Origin of the sequence: Calothrix sp. CCY 0018 (genome assembly GCF_963920925.1) — a bacterium.
In the GTDB taxonomy this organism is placed as follows: domain Bacteria; phylum Cyanobacteriota; class Cyanobacteriia; order Cyanobacteriales; family Nostocaceae; genus Rivularia.
Genome location: NZ_CAWUDI010000061.1, coordinates 13,977 through 33,303, shown reverse-complemented (window position 1 = coordinate 33,303; position 19,327 = coordinate 13,977). Strand labels below are relative to the sequence as shown.

Annotated in this window: 15 protein-coding genes; 8 read left to right on the top strand and 7 right to left on the bottom strand. The window is 38.0% G+C overall.

The features are described from left to right. The first annotated feature begins 606 nt into the window (after window positions 1–606). Both ACM03V_RS30440 and hisS read left to right on the top strand, forming a co-directional pair. Window positions 607–2,022: an aldehyde dehydrogenase family protein gene (locus ACM03V_RS30440; RefSeq protein ID WP_414624552.1), complete on the top strand. Its 1,416-nt coding sequence runs from the start codon at window positions 607–609 to the stop codon at window positions 2,020–2,022. Between the two features lie 214 nt (window positions 2,023–2,236). Then, window positions 2,237–3,640 carry a histidine--tRNA ligase gene (hisS, locus tag ACM03V_RS30435; RefSeq protein ID WP_414624551.1) on the top strand — a complete coding sequence of 468 codons (1,404 nt, stop codon included), beginning with the start codon at window positions 2,237–2,239 and terminating at the stop codon, window positions 3,638–3,640. Window positions 3,641–3,767: 127 nt separating this feature from the next. Here hisS and ACM03V_RS30430 read toward each other — a convergent pair whose 3' ends face one another. Next, window positions 3,768–4,547, bottom strand: coding sequence for a carbonic anhydrase (locus tag ACM03V_RS30430; protein ID WP_414624550.1), 780 nt, complete (start codon window positions 4,545–4,547; stop codon window positions 3,768–3,770). Between the two features lie 284 nt (window positions 4,548–4,831). Between ACM03V_RS30430 and ACM03V_RS30425 the strand changes: the two genes are divergently transcribed. Beyond that, on the top strand, window positions 4,832–5,230 hold the full coding sequence (locus tag ACM03V_RS30425; RefSeq protein ID WP_414624549.1) for a nuclear transport factor 2 family protein: 399 nt from the start codon (window positions 4,832–4,834) through the stop codon (window positions 5,228–5,230). Window positions 5,231–5,254: 24 nt separating this feature from the next. On the opposite strand, the gene ACM03V_RS30420 is transcribed toward ACM03V_RS30425, so the two are convergent. From ACM03V_RS30420 to ACM03V_RS30410, 3 genes are all read right to left on the bottom strand, one after another. Then, the gene (locus tag ACM03V_RS30420; RefSeq protein ID WP_414624548.1) at window positions 5,255–5,719 is read right to left on the bottom strand and encodes a hypothetical protein; all 465 of its coding nucleotides are present in this window, start codon (window positions 5,717–5,719) and stop codon (window positions 5,255–5,257) included. 310 nt (window positions 5,720–6,029) lie between these two features. Beyond that, the gene (locus ACM03V_RS30415) at window positions 6,030–6,233 is read right to left on the bottom strand and encodes a hypothetical protein (RefSeq protein ID WP_414624547.1); all 204 of its coding nucleotides are present in this window, start codon (window positions 6,231–6,233) and stop codon (window positions 6,030–6,032) included. A 459-nt stretch (window positions 6,234–6,692) separates the two neighbouring features. Beyond that, a complete protein-coding gene (locus ACM03V_RS30410; protein WP_414624546.1) occupies window positions 6,693–8,048 on the bottom strand; it encodes an ATP-binding protein in 1,356 nt (451 codons plus the stop codon). A 592-nt stretch (window positions 8,049–8,640) separates the two neighbouring features. Between ACM03V_RS30410 and bchI the strand changes: the two genes are divergently transcribed. Further along, on the top strand, window positions 8,641–9,762 hold the full coding sequence (gene bchI / locus ACM03V_RS30405; protein WP_414624545.1) for a magnesium chelatase ATPase subunit I: 1,122 nt from the start codon (window positions 8,641–8,643) through the stop codon (window positions 9,760–9,762). A gap of 126 nt (window positions 9,763–9,888) precedes the next feature. Further along, window positions 9,889–10,200, top strand: a complete 312-nt coding sequence (locus tag ACM03V_RS30400) for a hypothetical protein (RefSeq protein WP_414624544.1) — start codon at window positions 9,889–9,891, stop codon at window positions 10,198–10,200. A 376-nt stretch (window positions 10,201–10,576) separates the two neighbouring features. Here ACM03V_RS30400 and ACM03V_RS30395 read toward each other — a convergent pair whose 3' ends face one another. The 3 genes from ACM03V_RS30395 to ACM03V_RS30385 form a co-directional block, all read right to left on the bottom strand. Beyond that, the gene (locus ACM03V_RS30395) at window positions 10,577–11,056 is read right to left on the bottom strand and encodes a DUF3598 family protein (protein ID WP_414624543.1); all 480 of its coding nucleotides are present in this window, start codon (window positions 11,054–11,056) and stop codon (window positions 10,577–10,579) included. 138 nt (window positions 11,057–11,194) lie between these two features. Further along, entirely contained in the window at window positions 11,195–12,286 is a 1,092-nt protein-coding gene (locus ACM03V_RS30390; protein WP_414624542.1) for an FAD-dependent monooxygenase, read from the bottom strand. Window positions 12,287–12,443: 157 nt separating this feature from the next. Further along, the gene (locus tag ACM03V_RS30385) at window positions 12,444–14,723 is read right to left on the bottom strand and encodes a CHASE2 domain-containing protein (RefSeq protein WP_414624541.1); all 2,280 of its coding nucleotides are present in this window, start codon (window positions 14,721–14,723) and stop codon (window positions 12,444–12,446) included. A 256-nt stretch (window positions 14,724–14,979) separates the two neighbouring features. Between ACM03V_RS30385 and ACM03V_RS30380 the strand changes: the two genes are divergently transcribed. The 3 genes from ACM03V_RS30380 (at window position 14,980) to truB (ending at window position 19,265) form a co-directional block, all read left to right on the top strand. After that, window positions 14,980–15,894, top strand: a complete 915-nt coding sequence (locus tag ACM03V_RS30380; RefSeq protein ID WP_414624540.1) for a DMT family transporter — start codon at window positions 14,980–14,982, stop codon at window positions 15,892–15,894. Between the two features lie 496 nt (window positions 15,895–16,390). Next, window positions 16,391–18,118 carry an alpha/beta hydrolase gene (locus ACM03V_RS30375; RefSeq protein WP_414624539.1) on the top strand — a complete coding sequence of 576 codons (1,728 nt, stop codon included), beginning with the start codon at window positions 16,391–16,393 and terminating at the stop codon, window positions 18,116–18,118. A gap of 268 nt (window positions 18,119–18,386) precedes the next feature. Beyond that, window positions 18,387–19,265, top strand: coding sequence for a tRNA pseudouridine(55) synthase TruB (gene truB / locus ACM03V_RS30370; protein ID WP_414624538.1), 879 nt, complete (start codon window positions 18,387–18,389; stop codon window positions 19,263–19,265). Window positions 19,266–19,327: the final 62 nt, after the last annotated feature.

Genomic DNA, 19,327 nt, shown 5'->3' with positions numbered 1-19,327 from the left:
GCTCATTTATTTTCTCTTACAAAGCTTATACTGATTATGCCTCAAAATAAATCAATTTAAAATTTAGTTGTGATTGGTGCCGGAATCGATGCTTTAAATTGTAGGTTGGGTTAGAGAGGATTTAGTAATTGGATTAAAACGAAAATATATATTAAACAATCGTAACCCAAGATTATTGTGATGAATTTGAGTTATTTTAAGATGCCGATAATTGCATTTTTATCGTTGAAAAACATGGTTATAATTGTGCCATGAAGTTAACCTACAAATTGATAACTCTTATAGCAAAAGTTTTATAAATTTCACATCTTGCACCAGTGTCGTAAACCCGGTTTATTTTAGTGAAACTTTAAAATCATCGACTATCGCGGTATAGTGCTTACAGAAATGGGTGCAGGTGAAACACCGCAACATTCACCTATTTAATCAGAAGATGCAAGGGGAGAGCAGTAAACATTTTTAAAGTAGCGAGTCGAAATAGATGTTTGAGCAGCCACATCTACGACAATAATGCAGAAAAAGTATTTACTTGGTACTTGCTACTTTCTACTCATTCCTTAACTCTCAACTATTTCCAATCCCCAATGCCCAATGCCCTAATATCTTATGTCCAAACCAATCGAAATCCGTAACCCCCGCACGGGAAAATATGATTACGTAATTGTACCTCCACCAGAAAAGCTGTTGGTGCAGCAATGCAATCGTCTGCGGAGAGCGCAACAAAGTTGGTTTGATTTAGGTGTGAGTGGAAGAATTGATGCTTTATTAGAATTGAAGGATACTATATATTCAAAGCAAGATACATTAACAGAAGCTTTGACAATTGATACGGGTAGATTTAGAGAATCTAAGTTAGAAGTTGATTTCTTTATTTCTAGTATTGAAAGATGGTGTCGGTTAAGTTCAAAAATATTGCAAGAAACGCAAAAAGGAACCTCAATTTCGTTTATTAATTTGCAACAAACCGGGATACCTTATGCTTTAGTTGGCGTTATCAGTCCTTGGAATTTTCCTTTATTACTATCAACTATTGATACTATTCCGGCATTATTAGCCGGTTGTGCGGTAGTTGTTAAACCCAGCGAACTTACGCCACGATTTATGGCTCCTTTGATGAATGCAATTAGTAACATTCCCAAACTAAGGGATATATTAATTTTTATTGAGGGGGATGGTAAAACAGGAGCGAGTTTGATTGACAATGTAGACCTGGTATGCTTCACAGGCAGCGTTGAAACAGGACAACAAGTTGCGATCGCAGCAGCCCAACGTTTTATTCCTGCTTTCTTAGAATTAGGAGGAAAAGACCCAGCAATTGTATTAGAATCGGCAGATATAGAGTTAGCAACTTCTGCTATATTATGGGGTTCTGTAGTTAATAGCGGACAGTCATGCTTGTCAATCGAGAGAATTTATGTTGCTCAGAATATTTATGAAGAGTTTTACCATAAAATTGTAGCCAAAGCACATAAATTAAACCTTGCTTATCCTACATTAGAAAGTGGAGAAATTGGGCCAATTATTTCCGAAAGACAAGCAGCAATCATCAACGAACATTTACAAGATGCGGTGGAAAAAGGTGCAGTAATTCACTGCGGTGGTAAAGTTGAAAAAATAGGTGGTGGCTGGTGGTGTCACCCCACAGTAATCACCGAAGTTAATCATCATATGAAATTAATGAACGAAGAAACATTTGGCCCTATAATGCCAATTATGTCCTTTTCTAAAGTAGAAGAAGCCATCGAATTAGCAAACGACACCTATTATGGATTAAGTGCCGCAGTATTTGCAGAATCGCCAGACGAAGCATTAGAAATAGCCCGTCAAATAGATGCAGGTGCCATAAGCATTAACGATGCAGGTTTAACAGGAATGATGCACGAAGCCGAGAAAAACGCCTTCAAATTTTCCGGTTTAGGAGCTTCCCGCATGGGTGCATCAGCATTAACAAGATTTATCCGCAAAAAAGCATTTTTGATTAAGACTAACGACAATTACGATCCTTGGTGGTTTAATCAATGATCAATGATCAATTATCAATGTTAAATTAAATCAAAAAATAGGTTCGTAGTAAGGGCTAAAGCCCTCTCATCCAAGGACTAAATTCCTCACTACAAACTAATTAAAAATAATGCAACTAAGTACTACAAGCATAATTCCACCTTCATATAGTATGCTTTCCCAATGCCTCATACCCAATTACCTGATAACTGCTCACTGTTAACTGTTAACTGATATGCCAAAATCTGACAAAATAAATTACTCTAATCCCAGCGGTTTTCCTGAATTTTTACCTGGTGAAAAGCGCTTAGAATCTTATTTGATGGATACTATTCGTAAGGTTTATGAAAGTTACGGATTTACGCCGATTGAAACTCCTGCTGTAGAACGTTTAGAGGTTTTGCAAGCTAAGGGAAATCAAGGTGATAATATTATCTATGGTATTAGTCCGATTTTACCGCCGAATAAACAAGCTGAGAAAGAAGAATCTGGTAAAAGTAAATCCGATGATAATAATTCGGAAGCTAGAGCATTAAAGTTCGACCAAACTGTTCCTTTGGCAGCTTATATTGCGCGAAATTCCAATAATTTGACTTTTCCCTTTGCTCGCTATCAAATGGACGTGGTATTTCGCGGGGAAAGAGCAAAAGATGGACGTTTTCGCCAGTTTCGTCAGTGCGATATTGATGTAATTGCTCGTCGGGAATTGAGTTTACTTTATGATGCTCAAATGCCTGCAATTATTTCCGAGATATTTGAAGCGGTAAATATTGGTGATTTTCTGATTCGGATCAATAACCGTAAGGTTCTAACGGGTTTCTTTCAGTCGGTTGGTGTTACCGAAGACAAAATTAAAACCTGTGTGGGGATAATTGATAATTTAGAGAAAATTGGTGAAGCAAAAGTAAAAAAAGAGTTAGAACTCGAAGGTATTTCGGCAGAAAAAACTGATAAAATTATTGAATTTGTGAATATTAAGGGTTCGGTAGATCAAGTTTTGAGTAAACTGAAACATCTTGCTGAAAGTATGGCAGAAGCCGAACAATTTAAACTAGGCTTAAACGAATTAGAAACTGTTATTTCCGGAGTTCGTGATTTAGGAGTTGCCGACAATCGCTATTGCATTGATTTGGCGATCGCTCGCGGTTTAGATTATTATACCGGCACCGTTTACGAAACAACTTTGTTGGGACATGAAGCGTTAGGAAGTATATGTTCTGGTGGTAGATATGAAGAGTTAGTAGGGACATTTTTAGGTGAAAAAATGCCGGGTGTGGGTATTTCTATTGGTTTAACTCGCTTGATGAGTAGATTATTAAAAGCCGATATTTTAAAGACTTTACCCGCAACACCAGCACAAGTAATGGTGGTAAATTTACAAGCCGAATTGATGCCACTTTATTTGAAGGTGTCTCAACAACTGCGGCGATCGGGAATAAACGTAATTACCAGCTTTGATAAACGCGGTTTAGGTAAACAGTTTCAAGCCGCCGATAAACAAGGAATTCAATTTTGTGTAATTATCGGTGCTGATGAAGCAGCAGCAGAAAAATCAAGTTTGAAAGACTTGAAATCGGGAGAACAAATCGAAGTTTCGCTGGATAAATTGGCAGAAGAAATTAAGCAGAGATTGAGTTAGGAGTTAAGAGTTTAATTATGTTCGTTCGTAGTTGCGCTTCAGCGCCTCTTCTCGGAAGCGCTGAAGCGCAACTACGAACATATTATGCATTCCCAGCCCGGAGGCTAGGAACGAGAAACTGCTAACTCTATTCCAACAAAAATCTCCGCTTAACTACTTGTACTGGCCTAGCATTCATGGGAAATATTTGAGCAAACTTCTTTACTTGTTGCGAAGAAATTTCTACTGGTTCTTTAAAAACAATCCAGTTAACCATTTCCGAACAAGGTGGTATAGTCAAAGAACCGAAATACCGATAGTAATCTTGGTCTTCTGGTAATAAGTCAGCAGCATTAATATTTACATTAGATACCATTTGTTCGCGATTTTCTTTTATCGGCAGTGATTGCCAAATTTGCTCTATAATTTGATTTTGTTGACCCTGTTTTAGAAAAACACCAACTACAGCCAAATCTCCTTTTTTATTTTTATGAACTAAATGCAATTCCATCGGTAAGGCAACTCCGTCAACCTGATGCTCGCTGGGGTGATGGAAGTGGAATTGTAGTAACTCATAAGGCTGATTATCAAGAGTTAAAATGCTTCCCGGTTGATAATTAATCTGAATAGTATGACCGTTATTAATTATACGAAGAGGAGTATCTTTATAGGTAATTTTTAGTCGAGGTAAATCCGCATCAATAGCCGATTGAAGATTAACCGGAGATTGACTTTTACCCGATTGACAAACATCAAATTCTTCAGATAGAGTTCCCCAATTTTCAGGCCCTTTTTCACCAATGTAACCCCAATGCGTTTTTCCTTTTTCCTTTGTTGCTGAGGTTAATGAATTACAGCCAAATAAAGAACTTGTTGCAATTCCAGTAGCTGCAAATAATCCCTTTTTGAGCAATTGTCTTCTATCCATAGTCTTGCTACGATAAACTCGAATTTGCCATTACAGTATCTGCCTAAATTAGTTTACGCTCTATTTAGTCAAGTATATCAAAATACATATTATAAATAATTAATTAATTTGTCATATTTAATCTTGATAATTGATTTTTATTATTATCTTACGAATTATGAGTTGTTCTTTATTTACTTTTAGATTAAATATCTTGTGATTATATTTACAGGATGTATTGTTTAAGCTTAGAATACTTTAGGCACTGATTTAATCTTGCGAGCAAATTTTATAGATCAAATAAAATGACTCAAAATTCAGAAAACACCTTAAAAATTGCACATCAAGGATTTGAAGATTTTACACATGGTTTAGCAACAGGGGAATGGAACGATTTTTTAAATATGCTTACAGAAGACTTTACCTTTTGGTTTCCTAATGGAGAATATCACGGTTTAAACGTCGGAAAACAGAAAGCAAAAGAGTTTTTTGAATACGTTTCCCAAGCCTTTAATTCGCAACTTATAATTACTTCCGTAGAAAGAGTTACCAGCAACGATACAACAGTTGTATTTGAATTTCGCGACGAAGGAAAACGAATGGGAGAACCTTATAAAAACAGAGTTGCAATATCCTTTGATGTACGTGAAGATAAAATTTGCGGATATCGAGAATATTTTGGTAGCGATGGTAAATCTAATTGAATCAATTATCAATTACCAATTACCTTAATTATTTTCAAGATTCGGTTGATTGAGTTCCTCATATTTAGCTGCTGCTAATTCATAAGCGGATAAATATTCTTTACCACCTAACATTACTTCCCCATAATATTCATAAGGCGTATCACCGTAAATTGGTAATGGATCATCTTCTGGATAATCTTCTTTTGACTCTTCAATTATCCTTTTAAGTTTTTTGATGGTAAAAGTTTGTGCCGTGAAGTACCACATTTCCTGAGATTCCTTAGTTAAATGTGGTAAATTTGGGTCAATTATTCGCGAATCTATTTCTATCCAAGAATGTTCGAGAAGTTGGTAAGACTTACGTTTGATAATCAAAAAACCTTGAGCATAAACTGCACCTTCCGTAGCCAATACCGCTTTATAAGCATTGTCAAAAGGTTTTTTAGCTTTACTTCCGATTTGCTCGGCAATTTCTCGCGAAGCTGCTTCATCCAGTAACTTATCCATCAGCAGCAAGAACAACTACATCAAACAGTTTACAGTGACCAGTGACCACTTACCAGTTATCAGTGAGCAGTGAGCAGTTAGCAGTTAGCTTAAGCCCACATTTCCGCTTTGTAAGCCGGAGGCTTTCTCGCAGAGAAATCAATTTCAGGGCTGCATATACAAACTACGTTAAAACGCACTAAAATAACCTAAAAACCTTAACCAGTCTGATTTATCAGACTTTGTGTATTAGCCTTGGAATAAATTCCAAGGCGGTTGTTGAGAATGATACAAGATGTGAGTTAAAACGCACTAAAATAACCTAAAAACCTTAACCAGTCTGATTTATCAGACTTTGTGTATTAGCCTTGGAATAAATTCCAATGCGGTTATTGAGAATGGTACAAGATGTGAAAATTAATACTATTCGCAAATTACGCCATTCACTTTGTCGCAATAATTCTAATATATCTTCTGATGATTCGGGATTTGATAATGGAAACTGATAAGCTTTTTTTGCTAATTCTTCTTCCATTCCGAATTGGATTCCTTTGGATTTTAAAGCTTAAAGTAATAGTTTTCCTAATTCATATACCCAGTTGGTGTAAGTTCTGATTTTAATTGGTACTATCTCTTCTAAACCAATAGAACTATGTTTTAAAGCCGGTACTAATCCTGCCTACTAAATTAGGACGATTTGCTTGAATAAAAATATTAATACTCTGCTGAAAATAAATATGTGCTTCTTGTAAAAAATTAACAGATTTTAAACGATATCTTTGAGCCTGCTGGAAGTAGCATAACCCCATATAAAACAAAATTACTCCCATGCGGAATTTGGAATTTGGGAGGAGGGCAGAGGGGAGAGGGGGGTAGAAATATCTAACTCGTCTCTTTGTAATCTTTTACTATCTTCTAACTCTTCACTCATAACTCTTAACTCCTAACTATTATTAGCCAATTACCAATTACCAATGCCCAATTACCAATCCCCTCATTCTTCCAACTCACTAGCTTCAGCCAAAATCGGATTGATATCAAACCAAGATTCCCCACCAGCATCGCGATATTCAAACACTAAACGACTGTGAACTAATGCTTGATACTCCAAGTCTCCTCTCACTTTCTTCCGCTTCTTCACTTGACGCAATAATTCCCATTCATCATCGGAAATTTGCATAGTCATTTCATTGCGACGGTAGCGAATCAAAGCTTCTAAAGTTTTACAGGATAAAGGAAGTTTTCTTTCTTTCTGAATCCAGTTATTTAACAACCGCAGCAAATCCCGCACGTGCCCCCCACTTACCTGACATAATCTATCTAAACTTTTGGCATCGTCGAAAACTTGAGTAATTTTATTTAGGCGCTGCTGTGGATTCAAATCTGGAAAAGCCCGCGCTAAAACCATTTGCCGTAACAATACCATCCCCGGTTCAAAAATGCTTCCATCTGGTAATTGTACTGGTACCATTGGTAACACCTTTCGGTCTTCAGGAAAACGTTGAGTCAAGTATCCATAGTCATTAGAGAACTTTAACGCCAAAGGCATTGTGTAAACAACATGACACCCCAACTTCGTTAAATACTCACTCTGATCGATAAATAGATACTCTTGTTGCGGTCTTCCCCATGACTTTGCACGAGAATCAACTCTATCGAGATTATCCACAATTACAACCAAACCTTTTTTACCCTGTTGCTTCAATTTTTCTATCGCAGGTTCGAGTAATTCAGAATTAATAGCCTCTAATAGCTTAGTTTTTTGAGGCCCTAAATACTGATTCAGCCTACCTCTTAAGGTGGCATCATCCTTGGTTTTCGCCGTAATCTCTCCAATCCCAAAAGCCAGAGAAAACTTATCAGAGTCCGAACTAACACCAACATCACCAACACCCGGAAGTTTAGCTTTCATCCCTACAACTTCCGCATTTAGAACCCGCCAAGTACCCTGCAACAACTCCTTTAACAGACTGGGTTCATCCAAACCCATATCAGCCAAACTCTGACTAACCCGACGCGCCACACTCAGCAGGAAATCACCGATATCAACATCAGCCATTTCCATATCTTCACTAGACTCAAAATAGACCACATAAAAGCCTTCCCCCTCCAACTCCGCCTTCAATCTCAACAATTCAGTAGACTTACCACACCCAATATGTCCCGTAAACAAAACACAAGTAGGTCGATCCGGCGAGAAAAAACTAATATTATCCCGCAACTCCTGAATAATCTTGCCACCTCTTACCGAAGAAAAATCAATATAATACTTTTCATCTTCAGCATTTTCGATAACCAGAGTTTTGCTAGGATTCGTAGCTTGAAAAAATTTTCGTAAATCTATCACCATACCAACAAACCCGTATTTTGTAATAACGTCTTAATTCCAATAGACATCTCCGGAAAACATTATATAGTTTTAAATTTACACTTTGACCTAACCCCCCTGCCCCCCTTCCCGGAGCAGGGAAGGGGGGTTTTAAAGCCTCTCTCCTAGTAGGAGAGAGGTTTGGAGAGAGGTATTTTTCATTTCCGGAGATGTCTAATAGATTTACCAGCAGCCGAAATTTAATTAGATAGCAAACTAGAAAAAATACTTAAGGTGCAGTATTAAAACATCTAACTTATACAATGGTATAGTTTAGATTAACGAAGTGTTAAGTGATAAAATATACTTTTAAAAATTAACTTGCCACTAAATTACAATTTTGTAATTGGTAATTAGGGATTGGGCATGGGGCATTGGTAATTATTAGGAGTGCGAGCATCTTGCGATCTTGTATCGAGCGAGCAAGATACTCGCACTACAAATGGTTTAACTCCCCATCACCCCATCTCCCCATCTCCTCATCACCCCATCACCCCATCCCCCCTATCCCCCAATTCCTTAATGTGGCAAAATAAAGACGGTAATAAGAGAAATATATAAAGGTAATTTATCAGTGAGTCCTACTAATCAAAAGACTTCTACAGCGCGGCGCGTGGTATTTCCTTTTACCGCCATTGTGGGCCAGGAAGAAATGAAGCTGGCTCTAATTTTAAATGTGATTGACCCCAAAGTTGGCGGCGTAATGATAATGGGCGATCGCGGTACTGGAAAATCAACTACTATTCGAGCGCTAGCTGACTTGCTGCCAGAAGTTGCCGTGGTTGCTGACGATCCTTTCAATTCTCATCCCACCGACCCCGATATTATGGGTGATGCAGCCCGCCAAAAACTTGAACTTGGTGAAGATATTCCTGTAGCACAAATGAAGGTACCAATGGTAGATTTACCTTTGGGAGCTACAGAAGACCGAGTTTGCGGCACCATCGATATTGAAAAGGCTTTATCGGAAGGTGTAAAAGCTTTTGAACCGGGGCTTTTAGCTAAAGCTAACCGGGGCATTCTCTACGTTGATGAAGTTAACTTGTTAGATGACCATTTGGTAGACGTGCTGTTAGACTCGGCTGCTAGCGGTTGGAATACCGTCGAACGTGAAGGAATTTCTATTCGTCACCCAGCACGTTTCGTTTTAGTTGGTTCCGGAAACCCAGAAGAAGGTGAATTACGACCACAGCTACTTGACAGATTCGGAATGCACGCCGAAATTCGCACAGTTAGGGAACCAGCATTAAGAGTGCAAATCGTGGAACAAAGGTCAGAATTTGACCAAAACCCTCCCACATTCATCGAAAAATATCAAGAACAGCAAGAAGAACTGCAAAAACGTATCGTCCAAGCCCAGGAACTTTTACCCTCCGTTAATATGGAATACGACTACCGGGTAAAAATTTCCGAAGTATGTTCCGAACTAGATGTAGACGGTTTACGCGGTGACATCGTAACCAACCGCGCCGCCAAAGCCCTAACCGCATTTGAAGGACGTAACGAAGTCACAGTAGACGACATTCGCCGCGTTATTTCACTGTGCTTGCGTCACCGACTGCGTAAAGATCCATTAGAATCCATAGATACCGGCTATAAAGTAGAAAAAACCTTCTCCCGCATCTTCGGCGTAGAACTTCCAGAAGATTCAGCCAACGTCAATGGAACCGGAGAAAAAGTACGAACTAGAAGTTAAATAGAGCAGAGAAAGCGGAGGGAGTAGAGGAAGAAAGTAAATAATTACTCAAAGATAAAAAATTAACTGCTTCTCTTGCCTCCTTTACCTCTCCTGCTCCCCATCCCTCATTCCCTCACCCCCATAATGATTAGAACCTGTTACTCCTGGATACATACCCTGTTTTTAGCAAGTCAGTACAATCCACCGAGATTTGTAGAGTTAATAATGCTCGGTATGGCATTAATAATGCTGACAATTTATACCTTACTTGCTAGCTTGCCTTATTTAATTTTGGGTTTTAGTTTGGTTATTGGTGCATCGGCTTCTATTTTAGTCAGAGAGGCGATCGCCCCAACTCCTCAAACAAGAATTACAAAAATCACAGCATTACTCTTGCTTGTTATTAGTATTTATGGCTTTGCTGATGAGTTGAAATTTTTTATTGATTTTGCGTAAACTTGATCTTTCTCTAAACCGCTAAAGTGGTAGTGGTAGGTTGGGTTAGATGCGCGACGATAGTGACAACTAACCGATCAATTTATATTGCATCGTAACCCAACATCAGTATTTTGATTTTATGAATTATCCAATATCAATTTTTGGATCAAGCGAGTATTATCATGATTTGAATTATTTCGTTGAGTTTTCCAGATTATGTTGGGTTGTGCCTCCGGCACACCTACGGTGAACGTTCCTCAACCCAACCTACGAACTATTTAACATCAAATATTAACATCAAATAATAGTATCGGGATGAATCAATTTGTAACCTGCGGCTTTAATCTTTTGATTGTTTATACGAGCATTAAAAGAGCGGTAAGTTGGTTTTGTGTCATTCCAAAGAATCGTTTGCAAATTTCTGAGAAAGACGAGTTTCTTCAATAAATGATATGCCATTAAATACCCCATCCTTAAATGCCTGAGTACTGCGAACTCGATGATTTGGAGCAAGTAAATTTACTGTTTCCATGAAAGTAATCAGCTTTCCATCTTGAGTTTTATTTGCCCGAAAGGCGATGGTATTTTCACCGGAATCCCATGCAATCGCTTGGAAGTCAAAGTAGCTGGTAGAATTCAATGTCAGAATTCCGTTGTTAAATTCTCCTTCAAAATTAAGAGTCACTTGCTTTCCATCTGGAAATTCATACTGATTAACTTGTTGATAGGTATTCCCCTGAATCTCGATAGTAAAAGTTCCTAAAAAACTGCTTTGAAAATGTCCTTTGGTATCAGTTTTTATGTACTCACCTTTCCAGGTTCCAATGTGACGTTTAAAAATTTCTGGGACTATTTGTTGACTTATTTGATTCATAGAATTTGTTAACCTCATATTTTATGAATTAAAAATCGAAGATTTACAGGATTTTTGAGAAAAAATCAGGAATGAACCCGATTTATTAAATTAAATTAAATTAAAAAAAATTAAAAAAAATTAAATTAAAAACGAACATTAAATTGCTGCTGTTCTTTTCCCACTCCGACCAATTTTTAAGCTCATTTCGCGGCTAGTTCTTTGATACTCATGAACTATGGGCATTCTTTGGGTCTGGAAGTTTTCCAAAGCCTCTGCAATACTATTACTAGTTGCAATATGGTGCGATAACGAGAGCGCATCTTCCCAACCAGAAGTCATTCCTCTAGCACGTGTTGGACTTTTAGCATGGGCAGCATCACCAATTAACACGACTCGTCCGTTGTACATACGTGATAAGGGGCTAATATCGTAGGAGAAACGACAAGTTATTTGTTCGGGTGGAGTTGATTCAATTACGGCTCGCGGCTCATCTGGTAATTTAGCTAATTCTTCAGTAGGAATATTGATATTATTGGGTCTTGATGCTCCGACTTCAGATTCCTCTTGTTCCGTTTCAAGAAAGAAACCCCAATGAGTGTAACCATTCCCAATATCAAAGAAATTAGAGTAAATTCCCCGTCCACGTACATAAACAATAAAATTTCCTTCGGGACAGAACTGATTACCTGAAACTATCCCCCTCCACACAATATCACCTAAATAAAACAATTCTACTTCTGGTATTACAAACTCGCGGACTTTGGAGTAAATTCCATCCACACCAACAAGAATGTCACCTTCCCATTTACTACCATCAGTGAAGTGAGCTACTACTGAGTTACTAGTCTGTGTGACAGACTCAAATTCAGCGTTTAAGTGCAGACATTCTGGAGGTAGTGGTTCTAGGAGAGCTTCTAAAATTGCCTTACGGTGTACCAACATTCCTGGTAACTCCGATTCTTCGTAGGTTACGGTTTCAGAATTGATAAATCCACCTTTTAAATTGCGAAACTCAAATTTTTTTACAGGAGAACCCGAATCTATTATCTTCTGGCAGATTTGAGGATTTCCTTGATAGAGTGTTTTCATTCCAGCTTGAACCACAAAAATCCCACATCCATCAGTACGAGGGTATTCTCCCTTCTCAAACAGATCAACTTGGTATCCTTGCTGTATTAGTAAATCTGCCAGATAAACTCCCGATGTTCCAGCACCAATAATACCTATACGGCAGTTTGAAGAAACCATATCAATAATTCCCGCTCTCTTAAATTTTGAATAAACTTTGAACTAAATCGAGACTCTCAAGCAGTTGTTATACAATAACAACTACAAAGTAAAAATTTATAACTTTCGTGAGCATTATAGCGCACCATTTTATCCAAAATTTGATAACTGCTAACTGCTAACTGCTAACTGATTTAATCTCTTCCAACGCTTCAACAGCAGATTTATAACGTTCCGAAGCATGATAGCGCACCATTTTATCTAAGATTTCTGCAAATTTATCGCTGACTTGCGCCCATTCTCGCCATTCTAGGTTTCCCGTGTCGGGATGTGGTTGCAATTCGTGGGGAAGCAATCCGGTTAATGCTTGAATGGCGATCGCACCTAAAGCATAAATATCGCTGCTGAGTCGGGGATGCCCTGCAAATTGTTCTGCTGGTGTATAGCCCCGCGTACCAATGGCTACGGTGGCTAATTCGGTTTGTTCTTTTGATTGCGGTTGCATTAGTTTTACGGCACCAAAATCAATTATTACCAAGCGATTATCTTGATTGCATCTAATAATATTCGCTGGTTTAATGTCGCGATGAATTACTTGACGTTGATGAATAAATGCGAGGATTTCTAACAGTTCTTTGAGCATATCAATAACATAAGACTCGCTTTTTATATTCTTATGGGGCGGTAATTCTTCAGTCAAAGGATGTCCGGGAATAAATTGCTGTACTAAATAAAATTCTTTTTCTTCTTCAAAAAATGCATACAGTTCTGGTATTTGATCGTGTTTTCCTAAAAGTTCGAGAATTTCTGCTTCTGAGTCAAACAATCTTCTGGCAACTTGTAAAAATCTAGTGTCTCTTCTAGCTGGCATTAATTGTTTGACAACGCAAGTTGGTAAACCGGGGCGTTGAGTATCTTTAGCTAAATATGTACAACCAAAACCACCTTGAGCAAGAACTCTAGTTATTTTATAGCGGTTGCTAAGTAAGGGAGAGGAAGAAGTTGAAACAGCAGCAGCAAAAGCTAAAGGCTGTATCCGAGGGGTGTCTTGAATACCAGATGTTTCGTTTAAAAGTGTATTTAATTGTTCTATCGCTTCCTTCTGTTTTTCAACTTGTACAAGAATAACTTTTGTCTGTAATTGTGTTTGATAACTCGTATAGCCTAATACGCCAATAGCAGTAAAACCTAAAGCAAGTCCTGGAGGTACTACGGGAACCCAACCAGCTTGTACAATTAATTGATAACAAATAACTACTAAACCAGATAAAGTAACACCTGATACTATTAATAAAAATGCAGGTCTTCGCACTTTCCACGCTAAAACGCCACCAAATAAAGACCAACCCCATATCCATACAACTTCCAGCCATTCGGGAAAATACCAAATTAAAGGTCTATTATCCAATACCGCATTAATAAGTTGACTGCTGATTTGTGCGTGAATAAATACAGGAGAAACTTTTGATATTTTTTCTCCAGAGATACTATAAGGAGCATCTAACCCACGGTCAATACTGCGAGCGCTAGTACCAATAATTACCAAACGATTTTTAATTACATTTGGATTAACTTTGTCTGTTAAAACTTCCGTAAAACTGATATTCTTGGCAACATTGTTGTGATTGCGATAATTAATTAAAATTTGAGAACCACCCCTATCAAGGTTTATATACCCACCAGAGTTTTTTTCTAAACGAGGAAAAGGCACTTTATTTAAAGAAAAAATTTCACCTGGAAAATTATATTCAATCCCTTGTTTGGCTAAATAATTGACCGCAAGTTTGGTAGCAAAAGAGTAATAACTATTACATTTACTATTTGGAAAAGCTGTAGAAAATAGTAAGCCCCGGCGAACAACACCATCAATATTGACATCGGGAATTAAATCGGTAAAACCTGTATTCTCTTTAGTAAAATTAGGCGGTGGTGGTATTTCTGCTTCTGCTTCGTTTATACCTTTAAATACACAACCAGCAAAAATATTATCTTTGGGTATCCCTATTTCTAAGTTAATTTTTTGGGTATTTTTTTGATATAAACTATTATGTAAACCAATAACACGCGGTTGATAAGATTGAATTTTTTTCAATACTTGATTAATAGTTTCATTGCTGAGTACATCTTTTTGTTGCTGTAAATCTTTATCTGTTAGCGTTACCAGCAAAATTCTATCATCTTGTGGTTCCGGAGGGCGCATAAGCATCATTTGATCGTAAGCACGCAATTCCCAACGCTGCAACCAGCCTAATTCCCGTGCCCCTAAAACCAAAACAGTAACGCCCAAACTGGTAACAAAAATTGTTCTCCACCAGCTTGTTGGAGTCGAATCTTGAATAGAATTATCGCGGGTGCTATCTGCAACTTGAGGAGCTACAGTGTCATCCCTCTCCGACAAACTACCCGGTTTATTATTTAAAAACGCAACACGGAAATTATCTAAAAGTCTCCTAATCACGGTACGGTAACAATAGCCTGAATTGGTAGATGTATTAAATATAGTTGAGGATCGGAAGTGAAGGTAAATATTCAGTTAAGAATTATACAATTTTACACAAATTAGGGAATAGGGAATGGGCAGTAGGGAGTAGGGGGAGATAGGGAGATGGGGAGATGGGGGGAGTTTTCAATTACCAATTACCAATTACCAATTCTCAATTTCCAATCCAAAATCCAAAAGACACGCATCCGTTGTTAAAATCCAAAATCGATTTATGCATCAAATTTCTGGGCGCTGGCGTTTCGGGCTGGCATTGTCTTTATTAACGGTTGTTTTATGGGGTGTTTTACCAATTTCCTTGTCGATAACGCTACAAGGATTGGATGTATATACCTTGACTTGGTTTCGCTTTTTGGGATCTTTCTGTTTGCTGGCAATTTATTTAATGTGTCGCGGGAATTTACCAAGTATTTCACAATTACGTTCTACTTCCCCGAAGCTGGTAGCTATTGCAACTATCTTTCTGGCAATGAACTACATTTTATTTGTCAAAGGTTTGGATATTACTACCCCTGCAAACGCTGAAGTTTTGATTCAGCTAGCCCCTTTACTACTGGGCTTCGGGGGTTTGGTCATTTTTAAAGAAAGCTATAACTTGTATCAGTGGATCGGTATAAGTATTCTTACTATCGGCTTTGTTATATTTTTTAACGAACAATTATCTAATTTGATTACCGCTCAAACAACATATGTATTTGGTAGTGGTTTAGTTGTACTAGCTGCTTTTACTTGGTCTATTTATGCTTTAGCTCAAAAACAGCTTTTGCAAAGTTTATCTTCCGCTCATATTATGCTGATGATCTATGGGGGATGTGCTTTAATCTTCACGCCTTTTGCCAGTATTAAAACAATTTTTACACTTAATTCCTTGCAAACTAGTATGCTGGTTTTCTGTGCTTTAAATACTCTAATTGCTTACGGTGCTTTTGCTGAAGCATTAGCACATTGGGAAGCATCGCGAGTTAGTGCAGTATTAGCTATAGCTCCTCTTGTAACATTATTATCATCTTACTTCGTATCGGAATTATCACCAAATTTAATTGCTGCCGAGCATTTTACTTTGTTAGCAATAGTCGGAGCTATTCTAGTTGTATGTGGTTCTACGGCGATTGCATTGGGGAAAAGGTAATAAGTTTCGATTTTGTTCGGTACTTCTACGTGTAATTAAAATCATCATTTATCTTTATTTTAAAGTTTAACTTAACCTACGCAAGCAGATGTTTATTTTATCTGCTATCATGTCATAGTGAACATCAAAAAACTAATTCAATCTATCTATTAGTAAGTAATTCAACTTACCTGTAAATACGGTTGAGATGTAAAACAGCATTCTACCTATCTACCTTCACAACTAAATCGATACGTTATTAGTAAGGCAAATAATATTAAAAGCTATTAGCTATTAGCTCTTAGCTATCAGCTTTTCTGTTGGCAATTGGATGGGGATTTAAACCTTAACAAGACGGCTTACACCGTCCCTTTTCTGTGGGGTATTTAACCCACTTCTAGCTAAAAGCTAAAAGCTAAAAGCTAACAGCTAACAGCTAAAAACTAAAAGCTATCTAGGGTGTCTGAGCTACCAAATCTACCTATTTGAAGCACATCTTTTTTGACACTATCTAGTGATGAACAGTTTGTTTGGTAAGTGGACTAGCACCCTGAGAAAATCTTGGCTGTTGCTGGTTCTATCTGTATTGCTATCTATATTTGGTATCAGTAATTATGGTTGGACTGCGGAACGAATTTATGCATCTTATTCAGCATTTCAACGTTCTATTTCTATAACTGCTTTAGAAAAATTCGCCCTTGATGGCGAAATTGGCGAAGAAATTGCCGTGTATACGCGGTATTTAAAATCGGAACAAATAGCAGAGTTACGCCAAGTTTTAACAAGTCAGATCAAAGTACATCCCGTAGCGGTTTCGCAGTTTCTTTATACCTCGCAAGGGGAATTTATGTTGCGACGGTTAGGGGAAGTAATTAAAACCGAATCGGGTGAGAGTAAGTCCGAATTTCATGCTTTGCGATCGGCTTTAATTCTAGCTGCCGAGCGCCCGGAAGGTTTAACTTTATTAAATGTATTGCGCTCGTATCCTAGCTCCAGCATGGATATCGATTTAGCGCGTACATTGCAGATAGCAGAGCAATTACAAACATTAGTAAACGAAACTGATAAGGCTGTCGCAGCAGTTTCTGCTAAGTCTGATACGGAAGCTAGATTTCAAACTGCTCAACAAACAGTTGAAACAGCAGTCAGCGTCGATAATTTACCTAACTTAAATCGTAGGGGAAAGTTTGTTACCAAAAAGCAAACATTGAAATTTTTTGATGTAATCCGTGGAAGGTTATTATCAACCGAGATTTATCTTCCTAATATTCCCTCCTCCGTACCCGTAATTGTGATTTCACACGGTATAGGTACCGATAGCAGTAATTTTCGATATTTAGCCGATCGTTTAGCAACAAACGGTTTCGCTGTTGTTGTTCCCAATCATCCCGGTAGCGATACCAAACAAATAAAATCTTTATTGAATGGTAGTGCTTCCGAAGTTGCACAACCGGAAGAATTTATCAATCGTCCTTTGGATGTTAAATTTGTTCTTGATGAATTAGAGAAACTCAACAATAGCGATCCCCGCTTTAAGAAACGTTTAAATTTAGAGCAAGTTGGAGTATTTGGGCAGTCTTTTGGTGGCTATACAGCTTTAGCCTTAGCGGGTGCAAAAATTAACTCAGAGAAAATAGAACAAGATTGTAACCAAAAAGCTTTAAAACAAACCTGGAATATGTCTTTACTGTTGCAATGTCGAATTCAGGAATTGCAAGTTAACAAATCAGTGAAGCAATATAATTTATACGATGAGCGAGTCAAAGCTGTAATCGCGGTGAACCCTATAACCAGCAGCATTTTTGGCAAAACCGGCTTAAGTCAAATAAAAACTCCGGTGATGATGGTAACAAGCAGCGAAGATACCGTTGCACCAGCTTTATACGAACAAATTTTACCTTTCTCCTGGATTGCGAATCAGCACAAATATTTAGTCCAGCTTGAGGGTGCAACTCACTTTTCCACTATCGGTGATGGCAAAGCTAGTTCCGAGCAAGTTGGAATACCCTCGAAATTAATCGGTGATAATCCCAAACAAGCACAAAGCTACATGAAAGTTTTGAGTTTACCTTTCTTTCAAAGCTATGTATCTGGAAACTCACAATATCGTCCTTATCTTACAGCAGCTTACGCAGAAAGTATCTCTACAAAATCTATGGATTTAAGTCTAATTGAGAACTTAACTACTACTGAGATTGCCAAAGCAGTTAACAGTGAACAATTATCAATGAACAATAAGAGATAGAGGGTTAAATCCCTTACTACGAACTTAAAAGTTGCGTAAATCTTACATCTTGCACCATTTTCAACACCGCCTTGGAATTTATTCCAAGGCTCACATACCAAGTCGCCTAAAGACGACTAAATAAGTCTTTTAGTGCGTTTTAACGCACTTCGTATATGCAGCCCTGAAATTGTTTTCCGTGAAATGTGGGCTTAACGATAATGGTGCAAGATGTAAAATAAATCCCGTATTAACTGATAATTGATAATTGTTCATTGATAATTGACTCGTGTTTGGTTTCTTAAATCTCGATAAACCCTTTGATTGGACTTCTCATGATTGCGTGGCGAAAACGCGCAAACTTTTGCGGATCAAAAAAGTTGGGCACGCGGGTACTTTAGATCCTGCTGCTACTGGTGTTTTACCGATCGCCATTGGTAAAGCAACACGTTTGTTACAATATCTCCCTACCGATAAAGCTTATAAAGCTACGATTCGGTTGGGGGTACAAACTACGACTGATGATTTACAAGGAGAAATAATTTCTCAACAACCTGTAACTGAGTTAAGTTTGGAAACTGTAAAAACGGTGTTGCAGCAGTTTCAAGGTAAAATTGAACAAATTCCGCCGAGTTACAGCGCTATTCAAGTTGATGGAAAACGACTTTACGATTTAGCACGCCTCGGTGAAAAAGTTGAAGCACCCGTGCGTAATGTGGAAGTATTTAATATTGATATTTTAGATTGGCGAGTAGGTACCTTCGCAGAATTAGATGTGAGTATAGCCTGCGGTGGGGGAACTTATATTAGAGCGATCGCCCGCGATTTAGGTGCAGTATTAGGTACGGGGGGAACTCTGGCAGCTTTACAGCGTACTGTTAGCAGCGGTTTTAATTTGGCAGATAGCATCACTTTAGCTGAGTTGGAAGCAAAGTTAGAAGCCGAAGAATTTCAACCGATGGTTGCTGATGCACCTTTGCAGCATCTTCCTGAAATAACCTTAGCTGAAACAGAGGCGCGGAGATGGTGCCAAGGGCAGAAAATTTCCTTAGATAGTCAGGTATCGCAAATAGCAAGAATTTACAACGAAGAAAGACTTTTCTTAGGAATTGGTGAATCTAAAGAAGAATTATTAATTCCGCGAATGGTGTTGGAAGGAGTTTCTTAAAAAAGTTCGTAGTAAGTAGCTCTAACTCTTAGTATAGCGGTTTTCGGTTGAGTCCAATATAA

Coding starts and splice junctions, on each gene's coding strand:
- ACM03V_RS30440 (WP_414624552.1), top strand. CDS start 607: ATGTCCAAACCAATCGAAATCCGTAACCCCCGCACGGGAAAATATGAT.
- hisS (WP_414624551.1), top strand. CDS start 2,237: ATGCCAAAATCTGACAAAATAAATTACTCTAATCCCAGCGGTTTTCCT.
- ACM03V_RS30430 (WP_414624550.1), bottom strand. CDS start 4,547: ATGGATAGAAGACAATTGCTCAAAAAGGGATTATTTGCAGCTACTGGA.
- ACM03V_RS30425 (WP_414624549.1), top strand. CDS start 4,832: ATGACTCAAAATTCAGAAAACACCTTAAAAATTGCACATCAAGGATTT.
- ACM03V_RS30420 (WP_414624548.1), bottom strand. CDS start 5,719: ATGGATAAGTTACTGGATGAAGCAGCTTCGCGAGAAATTGCCGAGCAA.
- ACM03V_RS30415 (WP_414624547.1), bottom strand. CDS start 6,233: ATGGAAGAAGAATTAGCAAAAAAAGCTTATCAGTTTCCATTATCAAAT.
- ACM03V_RS30410 (WP_414624546.1), bottom strand. CDS start 8,048: ATGGTGATAGATTTACGAAAATTTTTTCAAGCTACGAATCCTAGCAAA.
- ACM03V_RS30400 (WP_414624544.1), top strand. CDS start 9,889: ATGATTAGAACCTGTTACTCCTGGATACATACCCTGTTTTTAGCAAGT.
- ACM03V_RS30395 (WP_414624543.1), bottom strand. CDS start 11,056: ATGAATCAAATAAGTCAACAAATAGTCCCAGAAATTTTTAAACGTCAC.
- ACM03V_RS30390 (WP_414624542.1), bottom strand. CDS start 12,286: ATGGTTTCTTCAAACTGCCGTATAGGTATTATTGGTGCTGGAACATCG.
- ACM03V_RS30380 (WP_414624540.1), top strand. CDS start 14,980: ATGCATCAAATTTCTGGGCGCTGGCGTTTCGGGCTGGCATTGTCTTTA.
- ACM03V_RS30375 (WP_414624539.1), top strand. CDS start 16,391: ATGAACAGTTTGTTTGGTAAGTGGACTAGCACCCTGAGAAAATCTTGG.